This is a genomic window from Rhizobium sp. CECT 9324, assembly GCF_918741265.1.
GTDB lineage: Bacteria > Pseudomonadota > Alphaproteobacteria > Rhizobiales > Rhizobiaceae > Allorhizobium.
Genome location: NZ_CAKKMZ010000001.1, coordinates 3,265,242 through 3,287,685, shown reverse-complemented (window position 1 = coordinate 3,287,685; position 22,444 = coordinate 3,265,242). Strand labels below are relative to the sequence as shown.

Below are 22,444 nucleotides of genomic sequence, written 5' to 3'. Positions count from 1 at the left end.
GGGATTGCTCTATATTGCGGGCAAGGAGAGTGTCGATGCGTCCGTCGGAGGTGCTGGAAAAGAACCGGATAGCGATCCGCGAGGCGACGAGGCGCTTCAATGCGGGAAACCCGCGCGTTTTCGGCTCGGTTGCCCGTGGCGATGACAGGCCGGGCAGTGATCTCGATATTTTGGTGGATGACTTGCCGGGCTCCACTCTTTTGACGCTCGGAGGACTTCAGCATGCGTTGGAGCAGTTGGCTGGCGATACGCCTGTGCATCTGCTGACGCCCGGTGACATACCCGAGGAATTTAGAGCGCGTATTCTGGCCGAGGCGAAACCGGTATGAGCCGCATCGAACGGGTGAAATTGTTGCTGCAACGCATGCGACAAGCTGCTTTGGACGCGCATGAATTTTGCAAAGATATGGACCGCGCCGCATTTGGCGACAATCTGATCGTGCAGCGTGCCGTTGCCATGAGCCTGTTCATGGCTGGCGAGACCGCGGTGCAATTGGAGGATTTTGCTCCGGATTTCGCTGCAGACCATCCAGAGATTCCCTGGCACGCGGTTCGCGGGATGCGGAACCGGATGGCGCATGGATATTTCGATATCAATCAGGAACGAGTTTTTGATACGGCGAAAACCGAAGCGCTGGAGCTTGCGGTAGCCATCGGCGCGATCTTGGACATACATCCGCAAGGGGAGTGACTGCTTGCCCAATATCCTTTCCATCCAGCCGCTGACGGACGAGGCCTTCGCGCCGTTCGGCGATGTCATCGAAGCCAGGCCTTCCGCCATGCGCCTGATCAACGGCGGCACGACCGAGCGATATCACGCGCTGTCTGCGCCCGAAGTAATCGGCGAGGGCGCGCGGGTGATCCTCAATATCTTTCGCGGCCAGCCACGGGCGTTTCCCTATGCGCTCGGCATGATGGAGCGACATCCGCTGGGCAGCCAGAGCTTTACGCCGCTGTCGGGTCGGCCATTCCTGCTTGCGGTGTCGCCGGATGAAGGCGGCGTTCCGGGACGGCCGCTGCTTTTTCATGCGCAAGCGCATCAGGGCGTGAACTACCACCGCAATGTCTGGCACCATCCGTTGATGGCAATTGGTGAAAGCAGCGATTTTCTGGTTGCCGATCGAGACGGGCCGGGAAACAATCTCGAGGAATATTTCTTCGTTCATCCCTTTGTGATTCTGGAGCCCCGCCTATGACCGGCCTGACCACCCATGTGCTCGACACTGCGCTTGGCAAGCCTGCCCAGGGGCTGAAAATCCACCTGATGCGCATGGGCGGCGATGAGGCGGAACTGGTCAAGACAGTCTTCACCAATGACGATGGACGGGTCGATGGCGGGCCTATTCTTTCGGGAGATGAGTTTCAGGCCGGGCAATATGAGCTGCTGTTTCATGCCGGCGATTATTTGAAAGCCCGAGGCTTTGCCCTGGCCGATCCGCTGTTTCTTGATGTGATCCCGATCCGTTTCGGCATATCCGACACCACCGCACACTACCATGTGCCGCTGCTGCTTTCGCCCTATGGCTATTCGACCTACAGGGGTAGCTGATGCGTTTTGCAGCCATTGCCGACATACACAGCAACTGTCTCGCCCTTGACGCTGTTCTTGCCGATATCGCGGCGCAAGGCATCGCGGCGGGCGATGTCGTCAATCTCGGCGACAGCCTGTCGGGACCGCTGGAAGCCGGACGCACCGCTGACCGTCTGGTCGGACTTGGGTTGACGACAGTCTGCGGCAATCACGACCGGTATTTGATCGAACATGCGACCGGCGACATGCATAGTTGGGAAGCGGATGCCTATGCGAAGCTGTCGCCGGATCATCTGGACTGGTTGAAATCGCTGCCGTTTTCGCAGGTCTGGCGTGACGAGGTCTATCTTTGCCACGCGACGCCGACGAGTGACAGTGTCTACTGGCTTGAAGGGGTGAGTGAGCAAGGCCATGTGCATCTGCGCCCGAAAGCCGAGATCGAGGCTTTTGCCGAAAATGTCCGCCAACCGATGATCCTCTGCGGCCATTCCCATATTCCCCGGGCGGTGCGCCTGGCGGATGGCCGGTTGATCGTCAATCCCGGCAGCGTCGGCGGCCCAGGTTATGATGATGATGCGCCGTATTTTCACAAGGTCGAGACGGGCACGCCGCTGGCGTCCTACGCGATCTTGGAGAAGACGCCTGCCGGTTGGTCGGTCACCTTCCGGCTGGTGCCCTATGACAACATGGCGATGTCGCGGCTTGCAGCCGAGAGGGGGCGTGCCGATTGGTCAGCGGCTTTGGCGGGCGGCTGGCTGGATTGATTGTTGATGGCGCCTGAGCGACAGGCGCCGACTTCAGCCCGTCAATACAGGGCCTTCAGAACGGGCTTTCGGCGATGATCGTCCGGTCGATGTCGGCGAGCTGTCGCTTGCCGCACAGTGCCATGGTGACATCCATTTCCTTCTGGATGATCTCCAAGGCCGTGGTGACACCCTGCTTGCCCATGGCGCCGAGGCCGTAGAGGAAGGGGCGGCCGATATAGGTGCCCTTGGCGCCAAGCGCGATCGCTTTCAGCACATCCTGGCCAGAGCGGATGCCGCCATCGAGATGCACTTCGATCTGGTCGCCGACCGCATCGACGATGCGCGGCAGCATGGCGATGGAGGAATGGGCGCCATCGAGCTGGCGGCCACCATGATTGGAGACGATGATCGCATCGGCACCGGTCTTTGCCGCCATCTGGGCGTCCTCGACATCGAGGATGCCCTTGATGATCAGTTTGCCGCCCCAGCGTTCCTTGATCCAGGCGACATCGTCCCAGGAGAGCTTGGGGTCGAACTGCTCGTTCGTCCAGGCGCCGAGGGACGCGAGGTCCGAGACGTTCTTGGCATGGCCATGGATGTTGCGAAAGGTGCGGCGCTGGGTGTGCAGCATGTCCCAGCACCAGCGCGGCCGCATGGCCATCTGGAAGAGGTGCTTCGGCGTCAGCTTCGGTGGTGCCGACAGGCTGTTGCGGATATCCTTGTGGCGCTGGCCAAGGATCTGCAGGTCTGCGGTGAGCACAAGTGCCGAGCATCTGGCGGCACGGGCGCGCTCGATCAGGTTGATGACGAAATCGCGGTCGCGCATGACGTAAAGCTGGAACCAGAAGGGGCGCCTCGTCACCGAGGCGACATCCTCGATCGAGCAGATGCTCATGGTCGAGAGCGTGAACGGCACGCCGAACTCCTCGGCCGCCTGGGCCGCCAGCATTTCGCCGTCGGCATGCTGCATGCCGGTCAGGCCCGTCGGAGACAGGGCTACCGGCATCGTCACCTTTTCGCCGATCATCGTCGTTTCAAGCGAGCGATTGCTCATGTCGACCAGCACGCGCTGGCGCAGCTTGATCCGTGCATAGTCGTTCTCGTTCGCCCGATAGGTCGATTCCGTGTAGGAGCCGCTGTCGGCATAGTCGAAGAACAGTTTTGGCACACGCTTGCGCGCCAGCTTTTTCAGGTCGGCAATTTCGAGGATCGGTGCCATGCTCTGGTTCTCCGGAATGTTCCCGGTTCCGCCATATCATGGTAGCGGGCCGCCTGTGAACTGGAACCGCAAAGAACAGGTAAAATTATTTTACCTGTTCTGGCGCCGCGTCCGACATGGCTTCCGCGATCAGGTGGTTCTGCGACCCTCGCGGTACAACTGGATCATTTGAACGCTCAGCCCGACAACCAGCAAAACAGCAATCGCCGCCTGGGCGCCCAGCAGAATGGGAGACTTGAGGTCCGTGACGATGGGATGGCCATCCGGCACGCGGCGCAGCGTTTCGCTGACCGTCGGGACCATCAGCAGGAATACCGTGAGGCTCAGGAAGATCGTTTCCAGATACCGGGCGGCCCGTCCGAGGGTCGTCACAAGGCCGACCCCGTAACCGGCAAGCAGGAGACCCAGCGTCACCGCGCCGATGATCGGGCTTGCAGCCTGATGTGCCACGAGGAAGACCGTCAGGGAGCCGATCAGCATGGAGACGAAATAAAACGCCCCAGCCGTGCTGCGCGGGGCGATGCGCCCGTAGCGGGCGAGCATGTAGACGGCCAGGGGAATGGCCGGCAGGCTGCCAAGCGTGTGTACCCACCCAAGGGGAGAGATGCCAAACATATCAAGTTCCTTTGTGTTTTGACCGCCGTCTTGTCCCGGGAATGTCGAGACAAGATTTGGGTCATTGAGACTATCTATCAGTTGGTAGGTCCGATGGTTAAATGCGTGTACTTTGCTCGATGGTCAGTTCCTCGTCGCGAGACGGTGGATGATCGTACCTTTCACGGTGGTGAAAATCTGAGGATTGCCATAGGCGCGGGCGGACAGCATGGCGCCATGCACAGTCGCGAGAAAAGCTTCCGCTTCGTCCGCCGGTGTTGCGCTCAGCGAAAGCACGTCCAGCCTGGCGCCACGCTCCATGGCGCCGGTCAACCAGGCCGAAAGGGTCAGAAAGTGCGCTTTCACCTCACGATGGACCTCTTCCGGCAAAAGCTGCGCTTCGCCGGCCAAGAGCGCGCAGACGCAGAAGGGCGCGCTATTGTCCAAAATGCAGGCTTCCCAATAGCCGAGATAGGATCGTAATTGCTCCAACGGATCCGCGATATTGTGCTCCAGTTTCATCAAGCCTGCCTCGGCCTCCTGCCGATAGCGGGCGACAAGCGTGCGGACCAGATCAGCCTTGCTCGGGAAATGATGATGGATGCTGGCATTGCGAATGCCGACGACCTTGGCGATGTCGGCATAACTGAACCCGTTGTAACCGCCAGCGACAATCAGAGTGCGCGCGCAATGCAGAATTTGATCCGAGGTGCTGGAAAGATTGCTCATGGATTTACCTACCAACTAGTAGGTAAATAGTCAAGCTGCGTGCGCCAGCGGTTTGGACGCCTGATGGATCTCTCAGAAATGTTCACCCGAACGAAATGGCCCGACGCGCATGCCGGCTGCGATCAGATAGGCGGTGGACCAGCCGATCAGCAGGAAACCGTTGACGCCTTCAAGCGCCGCAAACATGCGCCATTCCGGATGCGGCACGACATCGCCGAAGCCCACGGTGGAAAATGTGGTGGTGGAGAAATATAGCGCCGTTTCGAAATCATCGACGACGCCGATTACCGTGAAGCCTGCCGCCCAGAGCCAAACCTCGGCGGTCAGGACACAGAAGACACCGATGACCACGGTGTTCATGGCGAGCATGCGGCTGCGATGGCCATGCAGGCGAACACGATCGGTGACAAAGCTCATCAGATGCGTGACGCCGATCAGCCCGATCGTGTGGATGACCACCGTCAGGGAGATCATCAGTGTGCCGAGGGCAAGATTGAGCAGCAGTTGCAGATGCGTCACGGGGACCTTCCGTCAGGCTGCCTCGTCTCCAGCTTTGGGCTTTGCGCATTTGCCGGCGACATAGGTTTCAACGACCGCGCGGTCGTCGCCCAATGTTTGCAGCAGAAACAGTTCCTCGGCAAGGGAGGTTACTGTCTCCATCCTGAGGCGCATGGCCGGTGTGGCGGCGGCGTTGAGCACGACGATGTCGGCGTCGGTGCCGGGCTCCAGCGTGCCGATGCGCTCGCTGAGGTCGAGAGCCACGGCATTGCCGAGCGTCATGTGGTAGAAGCTTTCCAGAGGGTTGAGGCGCTCGCCGAGCAATTGCTGGATCTTGTAGGCCTCGTCCATCGTCTTGAACATCGAATAGCTCGAGCCGCCGCCGATATCGGTGGCGACAGCCACCGTAACCGGCTTGTCGCGGCGCTTCATCGCCTTTAGCGGGAACAGGCCGGAGCCGAGGAAGAGGTTTGACGTCGGGCAGTGGACGGCAACCGCGCCGCTGTCGGCCATGGCGTCGGCCTCGCGCTCGGACAGGTGAATGGCATGGCCGAACAGCGCCTTCTTCCGCAGCAGACCATAGCGGGCATAGATGTCGGTATAGTCGGTCGCGTCCGGATAGAGCGCGCAGGTGAAGTCGATTTCTTCTTTGTTTTCGGAGAGATGCGTCTGGATGTGCAGGTCGGGGAATTCCTCCGCCAGTGTCTGCGTCATCGCCATCTGTTCAGGTGTCGAGGTGATGGCGAAACGGGGGGTGATCGCGACATGATTGCGGCCGCGGCCATGCCACTCTTCGATCACGGCGCGGGTCTCGTCATAACCCAGTTGCGGCGTATCCAGCAGGCCCTGTGGGGCGTTGCGGTCCATCATCACCTTGCCGCCGATCATCAGCGTGCCGCGCTTGAGGCTTTCGGCAAAGAAGGCATCGGCGGATGCCTTGTGCACGGAGCAATAGGCGACGGCCGTGGTCGTGCCCTGGCGTAGGAACTCGTCGAAGAAATGGCTGGCAATGCGCTCGGCATGGGCGGTTTCGACGAAGCGGCATTCCTCGGGGAAGGTATAGGTGTTCAGCCATTCCAGCAGGTTGGCCGCATAGGATGCGATCACTTGCATCTGCGGGAAATGCACATGGCAGTCGATCAGGCCGGGCAGGATCAGGTGCGGGCGGTGGTCGATCTCGATCGTGTCGGCCTGCGCCTTTGCCTTGACGTCGGCATAGGTGCCGGTGGCCTGGATGATGCCATCCGCGATCAGCAGGGCGCCATCGCCTTCATAGAGGAAACTCTGCGTATCGGCGGCGTGTTCGGGCGCGCGGCGAAAGGAGAGCAGGCGGCCGCGGATCAGGGTCTCAGTCATTCTCACTTGCCTTCGACCGCCGTTTCGAACCAGGCGACGAGCAATTGGCGCTCCTCGTTCGAAAGGTCGGTGATGTTGCCAGGCGGCATGGCATGGCTGCGGCCGGCCTGGATGTAGATTTCCCGCGCATGGGCAGCGATCTCGCCGTCCGTCTCGAGTTTGACGCTTTTCGGTGCCCGCACGATGCCTTCCCAGACGGGCTCATTCGCGTGGCACATGGAGCAGCGGCTCTGTACGACATCACGCACGGCGGTGAAATGCACGTTTTCGACAAAACTCTGTTCGCGGGCGGAAAGCGAGACTTCCTTCTCGCCGGTCTGCACCTTCGGCACGGTCGACAGCCAGATGATGACGATGAAGATCAGCACCGTGACCAGCCAGGTCCAGGTTGGTTGTCCCTTGCGGGCATGCGTGGTGTTGAACCAGTGGCGGATGGTGACGCCCATCAGGAAGACGAGTGCTGCGATGATCCAGTTGAACTGGGTGGCAAACGCCAGCGGATAGTGGTTCGACAGCATGAAGAAGATGACGGGGAGCGTGAGGTAGTTGTTATGCAGCGAGCGCTGCTTGGCAATCATGCCGTATTTGGCATCCGGGGTGCGGCCGGCGAGCAGGTCGGCGACGACGATCTTCTGGTTCGGGATGATGATCATGAAGACATTGGCCGACATGATGGTCGCGGTGAAGGCGCCGAGATGCAGGAAGGCGGCGCGGCCGGTGAAGATCTGGGTATAGCCCCAGGCCATGGCGATCAGCACGATATAGAGGAAGACCATCAGGCCCCAGGTGTTGCGGCCGAGTGGCGATTTGCACAGCAGGTCGTAGCAGACCCAGCCGACGCCAAGCGAGGCGAGCGACAGACAGATCGCCTGCCACGGTTCGATGTCGAGCACGGTGCGGTCGATGAGGAAGAGATCGGCGCCGCCATAATAGACAACGGCCAAAAGGGCGAAGCCGGAGAGCCAGGTGGCATAGCTTTCCCATTTGAACCAGGTGAGGTGCTCAGGCATCGACGCCGGCGCGACGAGATATTTCTGCACATGGTAGAAGCCGCCGCCATGCACCTGCCATTCCTCACCATAGGCGCCGACGGGCAGACCTGGGCGTTTCACTAGGCCAAGATCGAGGGCGATGAAATAGAAGGAGGAGCCGATCCAGGCGATGGCGGTGATCACGTGCAGCCATCGCACGGCAAAGGAGAGCCATTCCCAGGCAATGGCGAATTCATACATGCAAGATCCCTTTCGTCCCCGAACGAGATACTTTGCAAAAACTTTGAGATGAAGGAAAGGGCGCAGTGCAGGCCTGTCGCATTTTGTGCAGGACTTTTGTGCGTCGCACAAAATGCCACCCATTATTTCCTGCATTGGTTCGAATATGACGATTCTGTTACATTCGATCTGCAATGCCGCCGGAACGGGTGGTTCGCGTTTTCCGGCGGCTTTTCCCCAATGGAGATCAGCCGATGCGCAGTATCGTGACAGGTTTTCTGCTGGCGTATGCGTCTTGCGTTCATGCCCATGATTCAAAGAGCGGTTGGCGTTACGATGCCTTCTGCTGCAATGGCAACGAGCATACTGGCGATTGCCAGATGATCCCCTCGCAGAGCGTCAAGGTGATCAAGGACGGTTATCAGCTAACGTTGACGCCCGGCGACCACAGGCTGGTCACGCGTCAGCATGTGTTCAATTTCCCGCAGACCACGACACGGCGGTCCGAAGACAGCGAATATCACCTGTGCCTGTTTCCCGACGAGAACACGCCGCGATGCTTCTATGCGCCGGACATGTCGTTCTGAGATTGCGGTATCGGGAGCGTTGAGGCCACCTCGTCGCTGGCCAGGGCCTTGTCGATCCAGGTCTGGAAGGCGCGGATTTTTGGCGCGTTGCGCCGCGCATGCGGGTAGACCAGCCAGATGGGTGCGTGCGCTGCGCAGGCGAGCGGAAAGGGCTGCAGCAGCCGACCCGAGGCCAGTTCGTCGCGGAAGAAGAAGGGGCTGAGGATCGCCACGCCCTGACCGGCGATCGCGGCGCTTGCCTCCAGATCCTGCGCCTCGAACGTGTTGATGCTGTTGCCCTTCAGGGATGGGTTCTGGATGCCGGCTGCGCTGAACCAGTCGTTCCACCAATGATCGTCCGGGCTGATGATCGGCAGTTTCAACAAGTCTGACGGGTGGTGAATGCCGCCGATGCTGTCGGCCAGTTTCGGGCTGAGCATGGGGGTGAAGGTCGCGCGGATCAGCTGGTGACTGACAAGGCCGGGCCAGGGGCCATCGCCCCAGCGGATCGCGACATCGGCGCCGTCGCGGGCAAAATCGGTCACCTTGTTGACCCGCAGCAGGCGCACGGCAATGTTCGAATGGTCGAGTTGAAACGATCCCAGATGTTTCGCCAGCCATTGGGTGGCAAAGGTCGGGATCGAATGGATCTCCAGCGTTTCGCCTGAGCTGTGGCGAGCCGATGCGACCGCATCGACCATCAAGCCAAAGGCTTCGCTGACCTTGGGCAGCAGCCTTGCACCAATGTCGGTCAATTCGATCTGCCGTGGTTTGCGCAGGAACAGCGTCTCGCCGATATTGTCTTCGAGAAGCTTGATCTGGTAGCTGACCGCCGTCTGGGTCATGCCCAGTTCCTCGCCCGCACGGGTAAAGCTGCCCAGACGGCCGACCGCCTCGAAGACGCGCAGGGCATTCAACGGGAACTGTTTCGACAGTTTCATGGATAAGCTCTCTTTATGTATAACCAGCGTAATTGAATTGGCCTTGTTCCACAATCGCCGCCAATCTCCGGTCATGGCTTCGGTCGAAGCGAATGTGCGTGGAGGAAAAGATGGTATCCGCTATCAAGACATTGTGGCTGCTCGAAAGCGCGATCTTTTCAAAGGCCGGTCGCTTCTTCCGCCATGTTCTCGAACCCGATCATCTGGCGATTGACAGCCTGCCTGAAGCATTGAAACGGGATATCGGCCTGGAGGCGGACGCGCCATCACGGGGCCGCAACGAAGGTGCCTGGTCGAGCAGCCGGCGTCTGATCGATACGATCAGACCGGGGCCGCTTTGAGAAAAAAGAAAATGGGATCAAGAGATTGCCTGCCAAAGCTCTGATCTTGAGTCTGCTGCTTGATGTGGTGATTCAGGTGGCGGCAGTGGTACCAGCGCCATCCAATGCCGCCAGCAATTCTGCCGCGACCATGGCGGCAATCACGGCCGGGCGCTTGTCCTTGACTGTGCTGCCGCCGATCGGCAGGGTCAGGCGGTCGAGCGCGGCCCGGCCCAGGCCTTCGCGGTCGAGATGGGAAGCGAAGGTGGCGCGCTTGGTCTTCGAGCCAATCATGCCGACATAGGCGAGGTCGGTGCGGGCAAGCGCTTCCTTTGCGATCAGGAAATCCAATGCATGGTCGTGGGTAAGGATGACGACGGCAGCGCCCGGTTTCAGCCTCGCCACCTCGGCTTCGGGCATTGCGACACGGAGGAAAGTGATGCCCTTGGGCGGTGTACCGTCGATCTCAGGGCGCGAGTCGATCAACGTGACATTGAGGGGCAGGGGTTGAAGCGCGTGGGCCAGCGCCAGCCCGACATGGCCGGCGCCGAAGACCATGACCTCGGGGAATGCCGCGCGTTCGTCAGCGAGCCGTCCCGACAGTTGTGCCATCACGTCCGCATCGACGCTGCGGAAGGACATGAGCGTGCGCCCGCCGCAGCACTGGCCGATCTCCGGGCCGAGCGGCACGTCGAGCACTGGTGCCAGCGTTTCGCCAGCCAGCAACCGGCGCGCATGGGCGATCGCCATGAATTCGAGATAGCCACCGCCGATCGTGCCCCAGAGCCCGTTGTCGGCCACCAGCATGATCGTGCCAGTCTCGCGCGGGGTCGAGCCCCAGGTCTCCGTGACCTCGACAAGAACTGTGGCCGGGTGGGATGCGAGGAAGTCAGGGAGGAAATCGGGGAGGGTGGTCATGGTTTTGCGGCGCGGGCTGACAATCTCCCCCCGTGAGGGGGAGATGTCACGAAGTGACAGAGGGGGGTATTCCGGGGCGAATAGGTTGGAAAATGAGGGAGCCTGTTGCGTGGGCTACCCCCCTCTGGCCTGCCGGCCATCTCCCCCTCACGGGGGGAGATCAGTGTCGGGAAGCCGCCCGACTTCCATTCGACGTCAATACGCGTGGACAGATTAGTCAAATCGGTGCACTCCGGCCACACGGATGATGTGTGTACACACATCATCGAGATGGTTCAGCACATCCTCGTTGGTGAAGCGTGCCACCAACCAGCCTAACTCGGCAAGTACCTGATCACGAACTCGATCGCGCTCGATACTCTGATCGAAGGTGTGGCTCGGGCCATCGATCTCAATGACCAGTTTATGCTCAGGGCAGGCGAAATCGACGATGTATCCGGCGATTGGTACCTGGCGACGAAAGCCCAATCCCATCAGCCGATGCGCTCTAACGGTATTCCAGAAGCGCAATTCTGCCGAGGTCAATGCCTTGCGCATCCGCCGCGCGTTCCTGCGATGGCCTTCCGGAACTGCGTGATGCGTCATTGTAGCATCCATCAAACCCGCTTCAGCCTTTCTACCGCCATCAGTACCCGTTCCGGCGTCGCCGGTGCATCCAGTCTTGGGCAGAGCTTGTAGTCGGCCACCGAGGCGACTGCCATCGAGAGCGCTTCCAGCACCGATATCGCCAGCATGAAAGGCGGTTCGCCGACGGCTTTCGAGCGACCGATGGTGGGTTCGGTGTTTTCCGACCAGGGCACCAGCTTCGTGTTGAAGATCTTCGGCCGGTCGGAGGCGAGGGGGATCTTGTAGGTTGAAGGGGCGTGGGTGCGAAGCCTACCCTTGTCGTCCCACCAGAGTTCTTCGGTGGTCAACCAGCCCATGCCCTGGACGAAGCCGCCTTCGATCTGGCCGATGTCGATCGCCGGATTGAGGGATTTCCCGACATCGTGGAGGATGTCGGTGCGGTCCATCAGGTATTCGCCGGTCAGCGTGTCGATCGAGACTTCGGTGCAGGCGGCGCCATAGGCGTAGTAATAGAAGGGCGTGCCACGACCGGCAGCGCGGTCCCAGTGGATCTTCGGGGTCTTGTAGAAACCGGCGGCCGAGAGCTGGATGCGGGCAAAATAGGCCTGCTTGATGAAGTCGCCGAAGGCAAATTCCTCAGTCCCGACGCGCACGCGGTTCGGCAGGAATTCGACCTCGGACGCAGCGACCTGATATTTTTCGGCGGCAAAGGCGATCAGCCGTTCCTTGATCTGGCGGGCGGCGTCGTAGGCGGCCATGCCGTTCAGGTCCGAACCGGAAGAGGCGGCCGTCGCCGATGTGTTCGGTACCTTTGCCGTCGTCGTCGCCGTGATCTTCACGGTGTCGATGTCGACCTGGAACGTGTCGGCAACGACCTGGGCGACCTTGGTGTAGAGGCCCTGGCCCATTTCGGTGCCGCCATGGTTGAGGTGGATCGAGCCGTCCTGATAGACATGGACCAGCGCGCCTGCCTGGTTGAAGGCGGTCATGGTGAAGGAGATGCCGAACTTGACCGGGGTGAGCGCGATGCCTTTGCGGATGACCGGGCTCGTGCGGTTGAAGTCGATGATCGCCTGGCGGCGGGCCTGATAATCGACCGAGTTTTCCAATTCCTCAACGACCTTGGCGATGATGTTGTCCTCGACCACCTGATGATAGGGGGTGATGTCTCGTCCCGATCCCGTCTCGCCGTAGAAATTGGCCTTGCGGATCTCTAGCGGATCCTTGCCCAGCGCATAGGCGATCTCCTCGATCACCCGCTCGCCGCCGAGCATGCCTTGAGGGCCGCCAAAGCCGCGATAGGCGGTGTTGGAGACCGTGTGTGTCTTCAGCGGCTGTGAGGTCAGCTTCACATGCGGATAGAAATAGCTCGAGTCGGCATGGAAGAGGGCGCGGTCGGTGACCGGGCCTGAGAGATCCGAGGAGTAACCGCAGCGGGCGGCGAAATTGGCCTCGATCGCATGGATCTTTCCGTCACCGTCGAAACCGACGTCGAAATCCATCTTGAAGTCGTGGCGCTTGCCGGTGACACCCATGTCCTCGTCGCGGTCGGGGCGGAATTTCACTGCCCGATTGAGCTTCTTGGCGGCGAGTGCGGCGAGCGCTGCAAACTGGTTGCCCTGGGTCTCCTTACCGCCGAAGCCGCCGCCCATGCGCCGTGTGTTGACGGTGATGGCGTTGGAGGGAATGTCGAGCACATGGCCGACGATATGCTGGATTTCCGAAGGGTGCTGGGTCGACGACCAGACGGTGACCTCGTCGTCCTCGCCGGGGATGGCCAGCGCGATATGGCTTTCGAGATAAAAATGCTCCTGGCCGCCGATGCGCATCGAGCTCTGGATTCGGTGTTGTGCCTTGTCTAGTTCGGTCTCCGGCGTGCCGCGCTTCAGTGTCATGCCGGGGGTGACGAGGGAGGCGCCGTTGTCCAGCGCACCGTCGATATCGGTCCAGAAGGGCAGGTCGGCATATTCGACCTTGGCGAGGCGTGCCGCCTTGCGGGCGTCGTCGCGGGTTTCGGCAATCACGGCGAAGATGGTTTGGCCGTGGAATTCTACCCGGTCGGTTGCGATCAGCGGCTCGTCGTGGCGGCCACCGGAGGAGACATCGTTGACGCCGGTGATGTCTTGCGCCGTGAGCACGCAGATGACGCCGGGATGGGATTTCACCGCCGAGAGATCGATCGACAGGATGTCGGCATGGGCGCGGTCGGCCATGCCGAGCGCGCCGTGGAGGAGGCCTGCGGGTTCGGGAATATCGTCGATATATTCGGCACTTCCGGCGACATGCTTGTGCGCTGAATCATGCCGGAGCGACTGATGCATCGGCCCCTTGATGTATTTGTTGGTTTCGTAGGTCGCCTTATCCATGAAGGCCTCCGTGCCTGAACGTATTGCTGGGCATACCCCTCTCTATCCTGCCGGACATCTCCCCCTCAGGGGGGGAGATCGCCTCGCCGATCGACCGTTGCACTCCATGCAGGTTTTCGGCCTTGGCAAGCGCTGCTCTCAAAAGGGGTAAGCTAAATGGTCTTGCCGATCTCCCCCCTTGTGGGGGAGATGCCCGGCAGGGCAGAGGGGGGTAACGATCGGCACGACGGTCGAATGGAATCCTCATCACGCCTCCTCCGGTTCGAACCGCTGCAATTCCTGCGGCGTGCCCGACACTTCGAGGAAAAACCGCGTCAGCAGGTTCTTTGCCGTCAGCTGGCGATATTCCGCCGTGGCGCGCCAGTCGGTGAGCGGTTGATAATCGCGGTCGAAGGCGTCGCGGGCGGAGTCCACCGCGTCTTGCGTGAAGGACTTGCCGTAAAGCGCTGCCTCGACGGCGCGGGCCCGTTTTGGGGTGCCGGCCATGCCACCGAAGGCGATGCGGATATGGGTGACCACGCTGCTTGCGTCGGTTTCGAGATGGAAGGCGCCGCACAGCGCCGAGATGTCCTCGTCGCGGCGCTTCGAGATCTTGTAGATGGCAAGGGCGCTCTCGGTCTTCGGCCGCGGCACGAAGAGGCGTTCGACGAACTCACCCGGCTGGCGGTCCTGCTTGCCGTAGTCGATGAAGAAATCCTCAAGCGGCAGGGTGCGGATTCCCATTGCCGAGCGCAGGGTGACGGTTGCGCCAAGGGCGATCAGCACGGGCGGTGTGTCGCCGATCGGCGAGCCATTGGCGACATTGCCGCCGATCGTGCCCATGTTGCGCACCTGTTGGCCGCCGATGCGGGTGATGAGCCTGGCGAACGCCGGGATCTCCTGCCGCAGCGTTTCGAATGCGGTGCTGTAGCTGACGCCGGCGCCGAGCGTGATGCCTTCCGGCGTGACGACGATGTCCTGCAACTCGTCCAGATGGTTGATGAAGACAACGGGATCAAGCACGCGCATCTGCTTGGTGACCCAGAGACCGACATCGGTGGCGCCCGCGACGATGGTGGCTTTCGGATGGGCTGTCATTGTTGTGGCAAGGGCTTCGACGCTGCCCGGAACGATCAGCCGGCGGCCATCACCTTCGATGAGGATCGTCTCGCGGGTCGTCAGGTCCTTTAGGCGGGCGATGATGTTGGCGCGCTCGCGTTCCAGCGGATCGAAAAGCGCCGACGGGCGCATGCGGGCGACCAGTTCGGCCGCCTTGACGATCGGCTCGTAGCCGGTGCAGCGACAGAGATTGCCTTGCAGGGCGCGCTCGATTTCGGCGCGACCGGGGGTTTCCGATGTCAGCCATAAACCGTAGAGCGACATGACGAAGCCGGGGGTGCAGAAGCCGCATTGCGAGCCATGACAGTCAACCATGGCCTGCTGCACGGGATGCAGCGTCCCGTCCTTCGCCGCCAGGTGCTCCACAGTCACCACATGGGTGGCATTGAGCGAGCCGACGAAGCGGATGCAGGCATTGACCGTTTCATAAGCGAGCCGGCCTGAGACGATGCGTCCGACCAGGACCGTGCAGGCGCCGCAGTCGCCTTCGGCACAGCCTTCCTTGGATCCGGTCAGCCGGCGCTTCAGGCGCAGGAAATCGAGCAGCGTCTCGGTCGGATCGAGGCTGGAAAGGGCGATGTCCTCGCCGTTCAGGATGAAACGAATGCTGTCTGCCATGTATGGATCGTGTCCCCGTTGATGTCCGGCTGCCGGACCGCGGCTGCGTCGCCCATTTTGGCGATGGTGGGCGGCGCAGCGCAATCTTTCAAGTCTATTGTGCTGTCCAGCCACCATCAATCGATATCGAGGTGCCGGTCACCTGGGCGGCCGCGTCGCTTGCGAGATAGAGCGCGAGGGCTGCGACCTGGTCCACTTCGACAAATTCCTTGGTCGCCTGCAAATGCAGCATGACGTCGTTCTTCACCTGATCCTCCGAGATGCCGCGAGCCTTGGCGGTATCGGGGATCTGCTTTTCGACCAGCGGCGTCAGCACGTAGCCGGGGCAGATGGCGTTCACCGTGATGCCGTCGCGGGCGGTCTCCAGTGCAACCGTCTTCGTCAGGCCGAGAATGCCGTGCTTGGCGGTGACATAGGCGGATTTGAAGGGCGAGGCGACGAGGCCGTGGGCCGAGGCGATGTTGATGATGCGGCCCTTCTTCCTCGCCTTCATGCCGGGAATGGCGGCGCGTATCGTGTGAAAGGCGCTCGACATGTTGATGGCGATGATCAGGTCCCATTTGTCGATCGGGAATTCCTCGACCGGGGCGACGTGCTGAATGCCGGCATTGTTGACGAGCACGTCCACCGCGCCGAATTCGCGCTCGGCCGTGGCGATCAGGTCGGCAATTTCAGCGGCTTTCGACATGTCTGCGCCGTGATAGAGCGCCTTGCCGCCGGCTATTTCCAGCGATTGGCGGATCTTCTCGATTTCGGCCGCATCACCGAAGCCATTGATCACCACGTTGGCGCCGTCGGTGGCGAAGGCGCGGGCAATGCCCAGGCCGATGCCGCTGGTGGAGCCGGTTACGACGACTGTTCTTTTCATCAGATTGATTCCTTTTCGACGAATGCCGATGGATGACGGGCGTTATGTTGCGCCCGCGAAGACAAAGGTTAGTCCCAAAGGAAGTTCCCACGCAACGACGTTTTGCCGCAGCCCGGCAAGGGCAGGATCGCCCAGTACCGGAAATGCGACACAGTGTTCGACGCGGGCCTCTTTGCCGCCGCATCGAAAAATCCTATGTCAGACCAAAGCAAACGTCACCGGAGCATCATCGTGGAACTTGGCCTTTATACATTTGCAGACGTCGATCCGAATGCGGCCAACAAGGGTGCGGAGGCCAAGCGCCGAGTGGATGAATTGCTCGAAGAGATCAAGCTGGCCGATGAGGTCGGCCTTGACGTGTTCGGGCTCGGCGAGCACCACCGCCCGGACTACATGGCGTCGTCTCCGGCAACGATCCTGGCGGCGGCAGCGGTGCTGACCAAGAATATCCGTCTTTCGAGCGCCGTGACTGTCCTGAGTTCGGATGATCCGGTGCGGGTCTTCCAGCAGTTTGCCACTGTCGACCTGCTGTCGAACGGCCGTGTCGAGATGATGGCGGGCCGCGGGTCCTTCATCGAGAGCTTCCCGCTGTTCGGTTATGAACTCGAGGACTACGACCTGCTGTTTGCCGAAAAACTGCAATTGCTGATGGAGATCCGCGAGAACGAAGTGGTCACCTGGGAAGGCGAGACCCGCAAGCCGATCAAGGGGCGCGGCGTCTATCCGCGACCGCTGCAGGATCCGCTGCCGTTGTGGATTGCGATCGGCGGCACCCCGCAGTCAGCCGCACGCGCCGGCTATCTCGGCCTGCCTCTGGCACTTGCGATCATCGGCGGCGAGCCGCACCGTTTTGCACCGCTTTTCGACCTCTATCGCCAGAGTGCCGCCAAGGCGGGCGTCGATGCCGCCACGCTGAAGACGAGCATCAACGTACATGGCTTCGTGCATGACACGACCGAATCGGCCGCCGATATCTTCTATGCGCCGCAGGCCGAGGTGATGAACCGCATCGGCCGCGAGCGCGGCTGGGGGCCGACGAGCCGGGCACAATTCGACGCGTCGCGTGGTCCGCGTGGCGCGCTGTTTGTCGGTGATCCGGAAACCATGGCGGAAAAGATCGTCGCCCAGCATGCGATCTTCAAGAACGATCGGTTCCTGCTGCAGATGGCGATTGGCCCGATGCCGCACAAGGATATCATGCGCGGCATCGAACTCTACGGCACAAAAGTGGCGCCGCTGGTGCGTCAGGCGTTGACGTCGAAGGCTTCGGCTGCGTAATCAGCCGAAACTCGAGATTTGCGTGCCACTGCGGCTGAAAGACCAAGATGATCGTCCAGAACGATGAAGACCTCAACCATCTGAAAGACATCAGCAGGCTCTGTGCCGTTGCCGTGAAGTCGATGGCGGCTGCACTGGAGCCTGGGATCACCACGCGCGAACTGGACCTGATCGGCCGCAAGATCCTCGAGGACAATGGTGCGCGGTCGGCGCCGGAACTTTGCTACGAGTTTCCAGGCGCGACCTGCATCAGTGTCAACGAGGAAGTGGCCCATGGCATTCCCGGGGACCGCGTGATCAAGGCGGGCGATCTGGTCAATATCGATGTCTCTGCCGAGAAGAACGGCTTCTTTGGCGACACCGGCTCGTCTTTCATCGTGCCACCGGGCACGGCGAAGATCGAACGGCTGGTGCGCGACGGCAAGCGGGCGCTGTGGGTCGGCCTGAACCAGATCAAGACCGGTCAGCCGATGGCCAATATCGGCAATGCGATCGGGGCCTTCGCTAAGAAGAACCGCTACACGCTGATCCAGAACCTGGCGAGCCATGGCGTCGGTCGTTCGCTGCATGAAGAGCCGAAGGAACTGTCGACCTGGCCTGATCCGGACGAGACGAGGATCATGGAGGAGGGCCTGGTGTTTACCATCGAGCCCTTCCTGTCGCTCGGCGGCATCTGGGCCGAGGACGGCGAGAAGGATAACTGGACGCTGTTCAGCGAGCCAAGTGCTCCGACAGTGCAGTTCGAGCACACGATTGTCGTCACCCGCAACGGACCGCTGGTGCTGACGCTGGCGGATTGATTGATCCGCCGGCGGTTCGCCCGGCAGCGCGGTTCGTCAGTCTCAGGCCGAGAAGCTGATCGATATGCCCTTCTTGCGGAAGAAGGATTGCATGATCTTGCGGCCCTGGCGGTTGGACTGTGCAAGCTTTGCCGGTTCGAAGACGGCTTCTTTGACACCTTCCTTCGCCATGGCGGCTTTGAGTGCGGCGACGTGGAGATCGAGGTCTTCGTTGTCTTTGTTGATCGACACGTAGATGTTGTCGATGGCCTGCTGCAGGGTCAGATCGCTCATGGCGGTACTCCTTGAATATTTGCCCCTCAACTAGCGAATTCTGCAGCAAGAGCAAGCCGGCGATTGCCAACGGCTGTTTGCCGTGGCGTCGCTGAGGCCTTTTCCACATTCAAGTCTGTGAAGGATGGCATCAGCAATACTTGTTTGTCGCCTGCTTTGTGCGATGCGATAAGCGGCCTCATGAAGGATAAACACCCGAAAGACGTCAATCTCGCAACGACAGCGATCGCGGGAGCACTTGCCATGGCCGCGGCCATGGGTTTCGGACGTTTCGTCTTTACGCCGATTCTGCCTGGCATGATCAGTGGCCTGCCGCTGTCTTCGTCGGATGCCGGGCTGATCGCCGCCGGCAATTTTGTCGGTTACCTGGTCGGTGCGGTGCTTGCCGCCTATGGCTGGGCGGCGGGGCGTGAGCGGGCAATCGGGCTTGCTGCCCTTGCTGCAAGCTCAATGCTGCTGGTGGCCATGGGCCTGACCAGCGATGTCGTTGTTTTCATCCTGATCCGCTTCGCAGCCGGCGTCGCCAGCGCCTTCTCGATGATCTTCATTTCGTCGATCGTGCTGGCGCATGCAGCGGCGCGGGGCAGCGAGCCTGCCCAGGCCGTGCATTTCGGCGGCGTGGGATTTGGCATCGCGCTCTCCTCGCTCGTCGTCTTCATCGCCTCAAGGCTCAACGAGCAGGGATCGGCGCCCTGGCGGCTCGACTGGCTTTATAGCGCGGGCGTGACGCTGGTGCTTCTCGCACTTGTCTGGTGGCTGCTGCCGCACGCGCCCTCGCGGGCAGGCGGGCCTGCCGCGGAGCCGCCGCTCGTCTGGCGCCGGCCGCTCTTCCTGCTGACCCTGTCCTATGGACTTTTCGGCTTCGGCTACGTGGTCACGGCGACCTTCATCGTCACGATGGCGCGCATGTCCAATGCCGGGCCGTACATCGAGTTTCTCACCTGGTTCGTGACGGGACTTGCCGCTGCCGCCTCCCTCTTTCTCTGGCGGCCGGTGATGGCGCGGATCGGCCTGTTTGCCGCCTATGGTGCGGCGCTGCTGATCCAGTCGGTGGGAGTGGCGGCAACCGTTGCCCTGCCTGCGTCGGTGGCACCGCTGGTCGGCGGCCTGCTGCTTGGCCTGACATTCATGACCGTCACCGCCTACGGCCTGCGGCTCGGCCGGGTGCTGGCACCCGACAGCCCGCGCCGGGCTCTGGCGCTGATGACTGCTGCCTTCGGGATCGGCCAAATCGTAGGCCCGGTCGTTGCCGGTACATTGGCCGAGCGCAGTGGAAGCTTCGCCGCGCCGACGCTGCTGGCGGCGGCCGTATTGGCCGTGTCGTTCCTGCTGGTGCTTCCGCTGGTTCTTCGGCGCGCTGAAAAATGAAGGTTTGGTAACTGTGAATAGCTGCGGGTAATTCCGCCACATTTAGGCGATGGCATTGCTGGCGTTGAGGTTCTGCCCTAGGTTCGGCCGACCTCCAAGACTGTCCCGACACCTCACGAAAGCAGCTTTCCGTGTTTCAATCCTTCTTTCCGAAGCCCAAACTGTTCTTCTCATCCTTCGTTGTCTGGACCCTTCTTTCTGTTCTCGTCTGGTATTTCTTCGGCGAACAGATGGGCACAGCCATTGGCCTTCCGCCTCCGCCGGCTGACGCCGAGCCGATCATCAACCTCACCTTCTTCCTGACCAATTCCTACCTGTGGTTCTATATCTATGCCGCAGTCTGGTCGCTCGCCTTCGGTCTGTTCTGGCAGTTCTACGCCAAGGATCATCCGTGGCGGTTCTGGTCGATCTGGGGCACGATGTTCATCATCTTCACCACCTATTTCGACGTGCAGGTCTCGGTTCTATTGAACAACTGGCGCCGGCCCTTCGGCGACTTGCTGCAGAACGCGCTGCAGGGCAAGCCGGGAATCACGACCGGGGATTTCTACAGCCTGATGATCACGTTCTGGAGCATTGCCTTCCTGAACGTCTTCGTCTTTGTCATCGTTCGCTTCTTCGTCAGCCACTACATATTCCGCTGGCGCACCGCGATGAACGAATACTACATGTCGAAGTGGCAAAAGCTGCGCCATATCGAAGGCGCCTCGCAGCGTGTCCAGGAAGATACGATGCGCTTCGCCTCGACATTCGAGGGGCTTGGCGTCAGCCTGATCGATGCGGTGATGAACCTCATCGCATTCCTGCCGATCCTCTTCGTCTTGTCCAGCTATGTGACCGAGCTGCCGATCATCGGGGCCGTGCCGCACAGCCTGTTCTGGCTTGCGCTGATCTGGTCGGTGTTCGGAACCGCACTTCTGGCGCTTGTCGGTATCAAGCTTCCAGGCCTGGAATTCCGCAACCAGCGCGTCGAGGCGGCCTACCGCAAGGAACTCGTCTATGGCGAGGACAATGCCAACCGGGCCCAGCCGCTGACCATTGCGGAGCTGTTCTCCAACGTCCGGAAAAACTATTTCCGGCTCTATTTCCACTACACGTATTTCAACCTGGCGCGTTCGTTTTATGGGCAGGCAGACGCGCTGTTCCTGATCTTCATGCTGGTGCCGACCATCGTTGCCGTGAAGATCACCTATGGTATCTACCAGCAGATCGCCACGGCCTTCGGGCAGGTGTCGAACTCGTTCCAGTATCTGGTCAATGTCTGGCCGACGATTGTCGAGCTGCTGTCGATCCACAAGCGCCTGCGCGCATTCGAAGCGGCAATCGACAACGAGCCGTTGCCGGAAATCGATCAGCGCTATCTGGAGCGCGAAGCGGACGAAGGCGAGATGGGGGCGAACCGTCCCTGATCGGGGGCGAATGCCATCCACCCAATCCGCGTTTTAAAACGACGAAGTGGCCGGGTTCCGGCCACTTTGCTTTTGCAGCAGGTCGAGCGCTTCGGCATAGGTGACGCAGGCGACGTCCGGCTTGTGGCAGACTTCGCCGACCAGCCGCTCCATGGCGGCCCAATAGGCGCCACCATTCATCTCGACAAAATGCAGGCCGATCTGCAGGGGAACGCGGTCTCCCTCATACTGCTTGTCGAAGGCTGCGCGGAAGGCGTCGTAGCTGCGCGCCTCGAACTCGGCCGCCTTGCTCGGATGATCCATGCCGGCGGAGTGGCGGATGAACAGATTATAGTCCATCGCAACGATGCGGCGCTGCTTGGGGCCTTCCGGGATCAGCGGCAAGCCGAAGCGGGTCACAGAGCCCTCCAGAGTGGGCAGAAGCGGATCACGGGTGACGGGGCTGGCGTCATAGCGGAAGCCATGGTCCCGCTCTGCCTCGTAAAGACTTTTGGGCGCCGACAGATAAGGTGCGCGGAAGCCGATTATGTTGTTTCCGACAAAATCCGCCCATTCGGCCGGTTCACGATCGGTGAGGCCATTGTCCTTCCAGGCGTTGGCAAGCACGCGGTCGAATGTTGCCATCTCCGTCAGCCAGTCCTGTCTGGACCAGTCCTTGCCGTCGAAATGGCCACAGGTATGACTGGCGATCTCATGGCCTTCCAGATGGGCGTTCCAGACATTGTCGAGACGTGCCGTCACATCGGCAACCGTGGGTGCAAAGCCGATATTGGAGCGACCGGCCTTCTTGCCGGGTGCTTTGTAACTGCCGGCGCGCTCCCGCGGGATTAGCGTCGTGCAGGAAAGGAAGTAGGTGAAGTGGGCATTGGCGCGCTTTGCGATCGCCCGGCTGCGTTGCCAGAGCCGGTTGTCATGCGCGCCGTCGAAGGAAATCAGCAGCAATTGTTTCGGCTTTTGCGGTCCTGTCGTGACGCCCGGCTTGCCCCCCGATGCCGGGCCGATTGTCGCAGGGCTATGCGGCTCGGCGACGGCGCTGGACGCGGCGAGCGCAAGAGAAATGGCGAAAATCGAACGCAACATGCTTTGGCCTGACAAAAATCAATGCAGGCGTCCTTTCATCCAAATGCGGCGAAGCTTTGAACGCACTGGAATTTCACCGCCCGGACCAGT

The 22,444-nt window shown here is 61.0% G+C and carries 25 protein-coding genes; 11 read left to right on the top strand and 14 right to left on the bottom strand.

The window, feature by feature from the left end; all coding sequences use genetic code 11:
- The first annotated feature begins 35 nt into the window (after nucleotides 1-35).
- Genes LQ231_RS16020 through LQ231_RS16000 form a run of 5 tightly spaced genes read left to right on the top strand, consistent with a single transcriptional unit; the run spans nucleotide 36 to nucleotide 2,295 of the window.
- A complete protein-coding gene (locus LQ231_RS16020) occupies nucleotides 36-329 on the top strand; it encodes a nucleotidyltransferase family protein (protein ID WP_113141958.1) in 294 nt (97 codons plus the stop codon).
- Complete coding sequence (locus LQ231_RS16015) at nucleotides 326-691, top strand: HepT-like ribonuclease domain-containing protein (RefSeq protein WP_113141957.1); 366 nt, start codon at nucleotides 326-328, stop codon at nucleotides 689-691. Before LQ231_RS16020 ends, LQ231_RS16015 begins: the two co-directional genes overlap by 4 nt.
- Nucleotides 692-695: 4 nt before the next feature.
- Nucleotides 696-1,196, top strand: coding sequence for an ureidoglycolate lyase (locus LQ231_RS16010; RefSeq protein WP_230172162.1), 501 nt, complete (start codon nucleotides 696-698; stop codon nucleotides 1,194-1,196).
- Nucleotides 1,193-1,549: a hydroxyisourate hydrolase gene (gene uraH, locus LQ231_RS16005; protein WP_230172160.1), complete on the top strand. Its 357-nt coding sequence runs from the start codon at nucleotides 1,193-1,195 to the stop codon at nucleotides 1,547-1,549. Before LQ231_RS16010 ends, uraH begins: the two co-directional genes overlap by 4 nt.
- Nucleotides 1,549-2,295 carry a metallophosphoesterase family protein gene (locus LQ231_RS16000; RefSeq protein WP_230172158.1) on the top strand — a complete coding sequence of 249 codons (747 nt, stop codon included), beginning with the start codon at nucleotides 1,549-1,551 and terminating at the stop codon, nucleotides 2,293-2,295. Before uraH ends, LQ231_RS16000 begins: the two co-directional genes overlap by 1 nt.
- 55 nt (nucleotides 2,296-2,350) lie before the next feature.
- On the opposite strand, the gene LQ231_RS15995 is transcribed toward LQ231_RS16000, so the two are convergent.
- The 6 genes from LQ231_RS15995 to puuD all read right to left on the bottom strand — a co-directional run bounded on the left by LQ231_RS15995 (nucleotide 2,351) and on the right by puuD (nucleotide 7,905).
- Nucleotides 2,351-3,496, bottom strand: coding sequence for an alpha-hydroxy acid oxidase (locus tag LQ231_RS15995; RefSeq protein WP_230172156.1), 1,146 nt, complete (start codon nucleotides 3,494-3,496; stop codon nucleotides 2,351-2,353).
- Nucleotides 3,497-3,625: 129 nt separating this feature from the next.
- Nucleotides 3,626-4,111 (bottom strand): hypothetical protein, encoded by a 486-nt coding sequence (locus LQ231_RS15990; RefSeq protein WP_230172154.1) that lies wholly within the window; start codon nucleotides 4,109-4,111, stop codon nucleotides 3,626-3,628.
- A 123-nt stretch (nucleotides 4,112-4,234) separates the two neighbouring features.
- The gene (locus tag LQ231_RS15985) at nucleotides 4,235-4,819 is read right to left on the bottom strand and encodes a TetR/AcrR family transcriptional regulator (protein ID WP_230172151.1); all 585 of its coding nucleotides are present in this window, start codon (nucleotides 4,817-4,819) and stop codon (nucleotides 4,235-4,237) included.
- Between the two features lie 72 nt (nucleotides 4,820-4,891).
- The gene (locus tag LQ231_RS15980) at nucleotides 4,892-5,338 is read right to left on the bottom strand and encodes a potassium channel family protein (protein ID WP_230172148.1); all 447 of its coding nucleotides are present in this window, start codon (nucleotides 5,336-5,338) and stop codon (nucleotides 4,892-4,894) included.
- A 12-nt stretch (nucleotides 5,339-5,350) separates the two neighbouring features.
- Nucleotides 5,351-6,673, bottom strand: coding sequence for a guanine deaminase (gene guaD, locus LQ231_RS15975; RefSeq protein WP_230172147.1), 1,323 nt, complete (start codon nucleotides 6,671-6,673; stop codon nucleotides 5,351-5,353).
- Between the two features lie 2 nt (nucleotides 6,674-6,675).
- Nucleotides 6,676-7,905 carry a urate hydroxylase PuuD gene (gene puuD / locus LQ231_RS15970; protein ID WP_230172146.1) on the bottom strand — a complete coding sequence of 410 codons (1,230 nt, stop codon included), beginning with the start codon at nucleotides 7,903-7,905 and terminating at the stop codon, nucleotides 6,676-6,678.
- Nucleotides 7,906-8,138: 233 nt separating this feature from the next.
- Between puuD and LQ231_RS15965 the strand changes: the two genes are divergently transcribed.
- Nucleotides 8,139-8,471, top strand: a complete 333-nt coding sequence (locus tag LQ231_RS15965) for a hypothetical protein (protein WP_113141946.1) — start codon at nucleotides 8,139-8,141, stop codon at nucleotides 8,469-8,471.
- Here LQ231_RS15965 and LQ231_RS15960 read toward each other — a convergent pair.
- Complete coding sequence (locus tag LQ231_RS15960; protein WP_230172144.1) at nucleotides 8,447-9,391, bottom strand: LysR substrate-binding domain-containing protein; 945 nt, start codon at nucleotides 9,389-9,391, stop codon at nucleotides 8,447-8,449. The two genes, LQ231_RS15965 and LQ231_RS15960, sit on opposite strands and share 25 nt — an antisense overlap.
- A 110-nt stretch (nucleotides 9,392-9,501) precedes the next feature.
- Here LQ231_RS15960 and LQ231_RS15955 point away from each other — a divergent pair, with 110 nt between their 5' ends.
- Nucleotides 9,502-9,732, top strand: coding sequence for a hypothetical protein (locus LQ231_RS15955; protein WP_230172141.1), 231 nt, complete (start codon nucleotides 9,502-9,504; stop codon nucleotides 9,730-9,732).
- Between the two features lie 72 nt (nucleotides 9,733-9,804).
- Here LQ231_RS15955 and xdhC read toward each other — a convergent pair whose 3' ends face one another.
- The 5 genes from xdhC to LQ231_RS15930 all read right to left on the bottom strand — a co-directional run bounded on the left by xdhC (nucleotide 9,805) and on the right by LQ231_RS15930 (nucleotide 16,146).
- Nucleotides 9,805-10,629: a xanthine dehydrogenase accessory protein XdhC gene (gene xdhC / locus LQ231_RS15950; RefSeq protein WP_230172140.1), complete on the bottom strand. Its 825-nt coding sequence runs from the start codon at nucleotides 10,627-10,629 to the stop codon at nucleotides 9,805-9,807.
- A 213-nt stretch (nucleotides 10,630-10,842) separates the two neighbouring features.
- The gene (locus LQ231_RS15945) at nucleotides 10,843-11,214 is read right to left on the bottom strand and encodes an endonuclease domain-containing protein (RefSeq protein WP_230172139.1); all 372 of its coding nucleotides are present in this window, start codon (nucleotides 11,212-11,214) and stop codon (nucleotides 10,843-10,845) included.
- Nucleotides 11,215-11,225: 11 nt separating this feature from the next.
- Complete coding sequence (gene xdhB / locus LQ231_RS15940; RefSeq protein WP_230172138.1) at nucleotides 11,226-13,562, bottom strand: xanthine dehydrogenase molybdopterin binding subunit; 2,337 nt, start codon at nucleotides 13,560-13,562, stop codon at nucleotides 11,226-11,228.
- Between the two features lie 246 nt (nucleotides 13,563-13,808).
- Nucleotides 13,809-15,278, bottom strand: coding sequence for a xanthine dehydrogenase small subunit (gene xdhA, locus LQ231_RS15935; protein WP_230172137.1), 1,470 nt, complete (start codon nucleotides 15,276-15,278; stop codon nucleotides 13,809-13,811).
- Between the two features lie 94 nt (nucleotides 15,279-15,372).
- Nucleotides 15,373-16,146 carry a 3-hydroxybutyrate dehydrogenase gene (locus LQ231_RS15930; RefSeq protein ID WP_230172136.1) on the bottom strand — a complete coding sequence of 258 codons (774 nt, stop codon included), beginning with the start codon at nucleotides 16,144-16,146 and terminating at the stop codon, nucleotides 15,373-15,375.
- 231 nt (nucleotides 16,147-16,377) lie between these two features.
- Between LQ231_RS15930 and LQ231_RS15925 the strand changes: the two genes are divergently transcribed.
- A complete protein-coding gene (locus tag LQ231_RS15925; RefSeq protein ID WP_230172132.1) occupies nucleotides 16,378-17,424 on the top strand; it encodes an LLM class flavin-dependent oxidoreductase in 1,047 nt (348 codons plus the stop codon).
- 47 nt (nucleotides 17,425-17,471) lie between these two features.
- Nucleotides 17,472-18,224 (top strand): type I methionyl aminopeptidase, encoded by a 753-nt coding sequence (map, locus tag LQ231_RS15920; RefSeq protein ID WP_230172128.1) that lies wholly within the window; start codon nucleotides 17,472-17,474, stop codon nucleotides 18,222-18,224.
- Between the two features lie 42 nt (nucleotides 18,225-18,266).
- Here the strand turns inward: map and LQ231_RS15915 are convergent, their stop codons facing one another.
- Nucleotides 18,267-18,497, bottom strand: a complete 231-nt coding sequence (locus tag LQ231_RS15915; protein ID WP_113141939.1) for a hypothetical protein — start codon at nucleotides 18,495-18,497, stop codon at nucleotides 18,267-18,269.
- A gap of 180 nt (nucleotides 18,498-18,677) precedes the next feature.
- On the opposite strand from LQ231_RS15915, the gene LQ231_RS15910 reads away from it, so the two are divergent.
- On the top strand, nucleotides 18,678-19,865 hold the full coding sequence (locus tag LQ231_RS15910; RefSeq protein WP_230172127.1) for a YbfB/YjiJ family MFS transporter: 1,188 nt from the start codon (nucleotides 18,678-18,680) through the stop codon (nucleotides 19,863-19,865).
- Nucleotides 19,866-19,996: 131 nt separating this feature from the next.
- A complete protein-coding gene (sbmA, locus tag LQ231_RS15905; protein ID WP_113141937.1) occupies nucleotides 19,997-21,274 on the top strand; it encodes a peptide antibiotic transporter SbmA in 1,278 nt (425 codons plus the stop codon).
- 33 nt (nucleotides 21,275-21,307) lie between these two features.
- Here the strand turns inward: sbmA and LQ231_RS15900 are convergent, their stop codons facing one another.
- Nucleotides 21,308-22,354 (bottom strand): polysaccharide deacetylase family protein, encoded by a 1,047-nt coding sequence (locus LQ231_RS15900; protein ID WP_230172126.1) that lies wholly within the window; start codon nucleotides 22,352-22,354, stop codon nucleotides 21,308-21,310.
- Nucleotides 22,355-22,444 lie beyond the last annotated feature (90 nt).

What these genes read in the sequence shown, in the direction of transcription:
- LQ231_RS16020 (WP_113141958.1), top strand. Translation starts at nt 36, where the DNA reads ATGCGTCCGTCGGAGGTGCTGGAAAAGAACCGGATAGCGATCCGCGAG.
- LQ231_RS16015 (WP_113141957.1), top strand. Translation starts at nt 326, where the DNA reads ATGAGCCGCATCGAACGGGTGAAATTGTTGCTGCAACGCATGCGACAA.
- uraH (WP_230172160.1), top strand. Translation starts at nt 1,193, where the DNA reads ATGACCGGCCTGACCACCCATGTGCTCGACACTGCGCTTGGCAAGCCT.
- LQ231_RS16000 (WP_230172158.1), top strand. Translation starts at nt 1,549, where the DNA reads ATGCGTTTTGCAGCCATTGCCGACATACACAGCAACTGTCTCGCCCTT.
- LQ231_RS15995 (WP_230172156.1), bottom strand. Translation starts at nt 3,496, where the DNA reads ATGGCACCGATCCTCGAAATTGCCGACCTGAAAAAGCTGGCGCGCAAG.
- LQ231_RS15990 (WP_230172154.1), bottom strand. Translation starts at nt 4,111, where the DNA reads ATGTTTGGCATCTCTCCCCTTGGGTGGGTACACACGCTTGGCAGCCTG.
- LQ231_RS15985 (WP_230172151.1), bottom strand. Translation starts at nt 4,819, where the DNA reads ATGAGCAATCTTTCCAGCACCTCGGATCAAATTCTGCATTGCGCGCGC.
- guaD (WP_230172147.1), bottom strand. Translation starts at nt 6,673, where the DNA reads ATGACTGAGACCCTGATCCGCGGCCGCCTGCTCTCCTTTCGCCGCGCG.
- puuD (WP_230172146.1), bottom strand. Translation starts at nt 7,905, where the DNA reads ATGTATGAATTCGCCATTGCCTGGGAATGGCTCTCCTTTGCCGTGCGA.
- LQ231_RS15965 (WP_113141946.1), top strand. Translation starts at nt 8,139, where the DNA reads ATGCGCAGTATCGTGACAGGTTTTCTGCTGGCGTATGCGTCTTGCGTT.
- LQ231_RS15960 (WP_230172144.1), bottom strand. Translation starts at nt 9,391, where the DNA reads ATGAAACTGTCGAAACAGTTCCCGTTGAATGCCCTGCGCGTCTTCGAG.
- LQ231_RS15955 (WP_230172141.1), top strand. Translation starts at nt 9,502, where the DNA reads ATGGTATCCGCTATCAAGACATTGTGGCTGCTCGAAAGCGCGATCTTT.
- xdhC (WP_230172140.1), bottom strand. Translation starts at nt 10,629, where the DNA reads ATGACCACCCTCCCCGATTTCCTCCCTGACTTCCTCGCATCCCACCCG.
- LQ231_RS15945 (WP_230172139.1), bottom strand. Translation starts at nt 11,214, where the DNA reads ATGACGCATCACGCAGTTCCGGAAGGCCATCGCAGGAACGCGCGGCGG.
- xdhB (WP_230172138.1), bottom strand. Translation starts at nt 13,562, where the DNA reads ATGGATAAGGCGACCTACGAAACCAACAAATACATCAAGGGGCCGATG.
- xdhA (WP_230172137.1), bottom strand. Translation starts at nt 15,278, where the DNA reads ATGGCAGACAGCATTCGTTTCATCCTGAACGGCGAGGACATCGCCCTT.
- LQ231_RS15930 (WP_230172136.1), bottom strand. Translation starts at nt 16,146, where the DNA reads ATGAAAAGAACAGTCGTCGTAACCGGCTCCACCAGCGGCATCGGCCTG.
- map (WP_230172128.1), top strand. Translation starts at nt 17,472, where the DNA reads ATGATCGTCCAGAACGATGAAGACCTCAACCATCTGAAAGACATCAGC.
- LQ231_RS15915 (WP_113141939.1), bottom strand. Translation starts at nt 18,497, where the DNA reads ATGAGCGATCTGACCCTGCAGCAGGCCATCGACAACATCTACGTGTCG.
- LQ231_RS15910 (WP_230172127.1), top strand. Translation starts at nt 18,678, where the DNA reads ATGAAGGATAAACACCCGAAAGACGTCAATCTCGCAACGACAGCGATC.
- LQ231_RS15900 (WP_230172126.1), bottom strand. Translation starts at nt 22,354, where the DNA reads ATGTTGCGTTCGATTTTCGCCATTTCTCTTGCGCTCGCCGCGTCCAGC.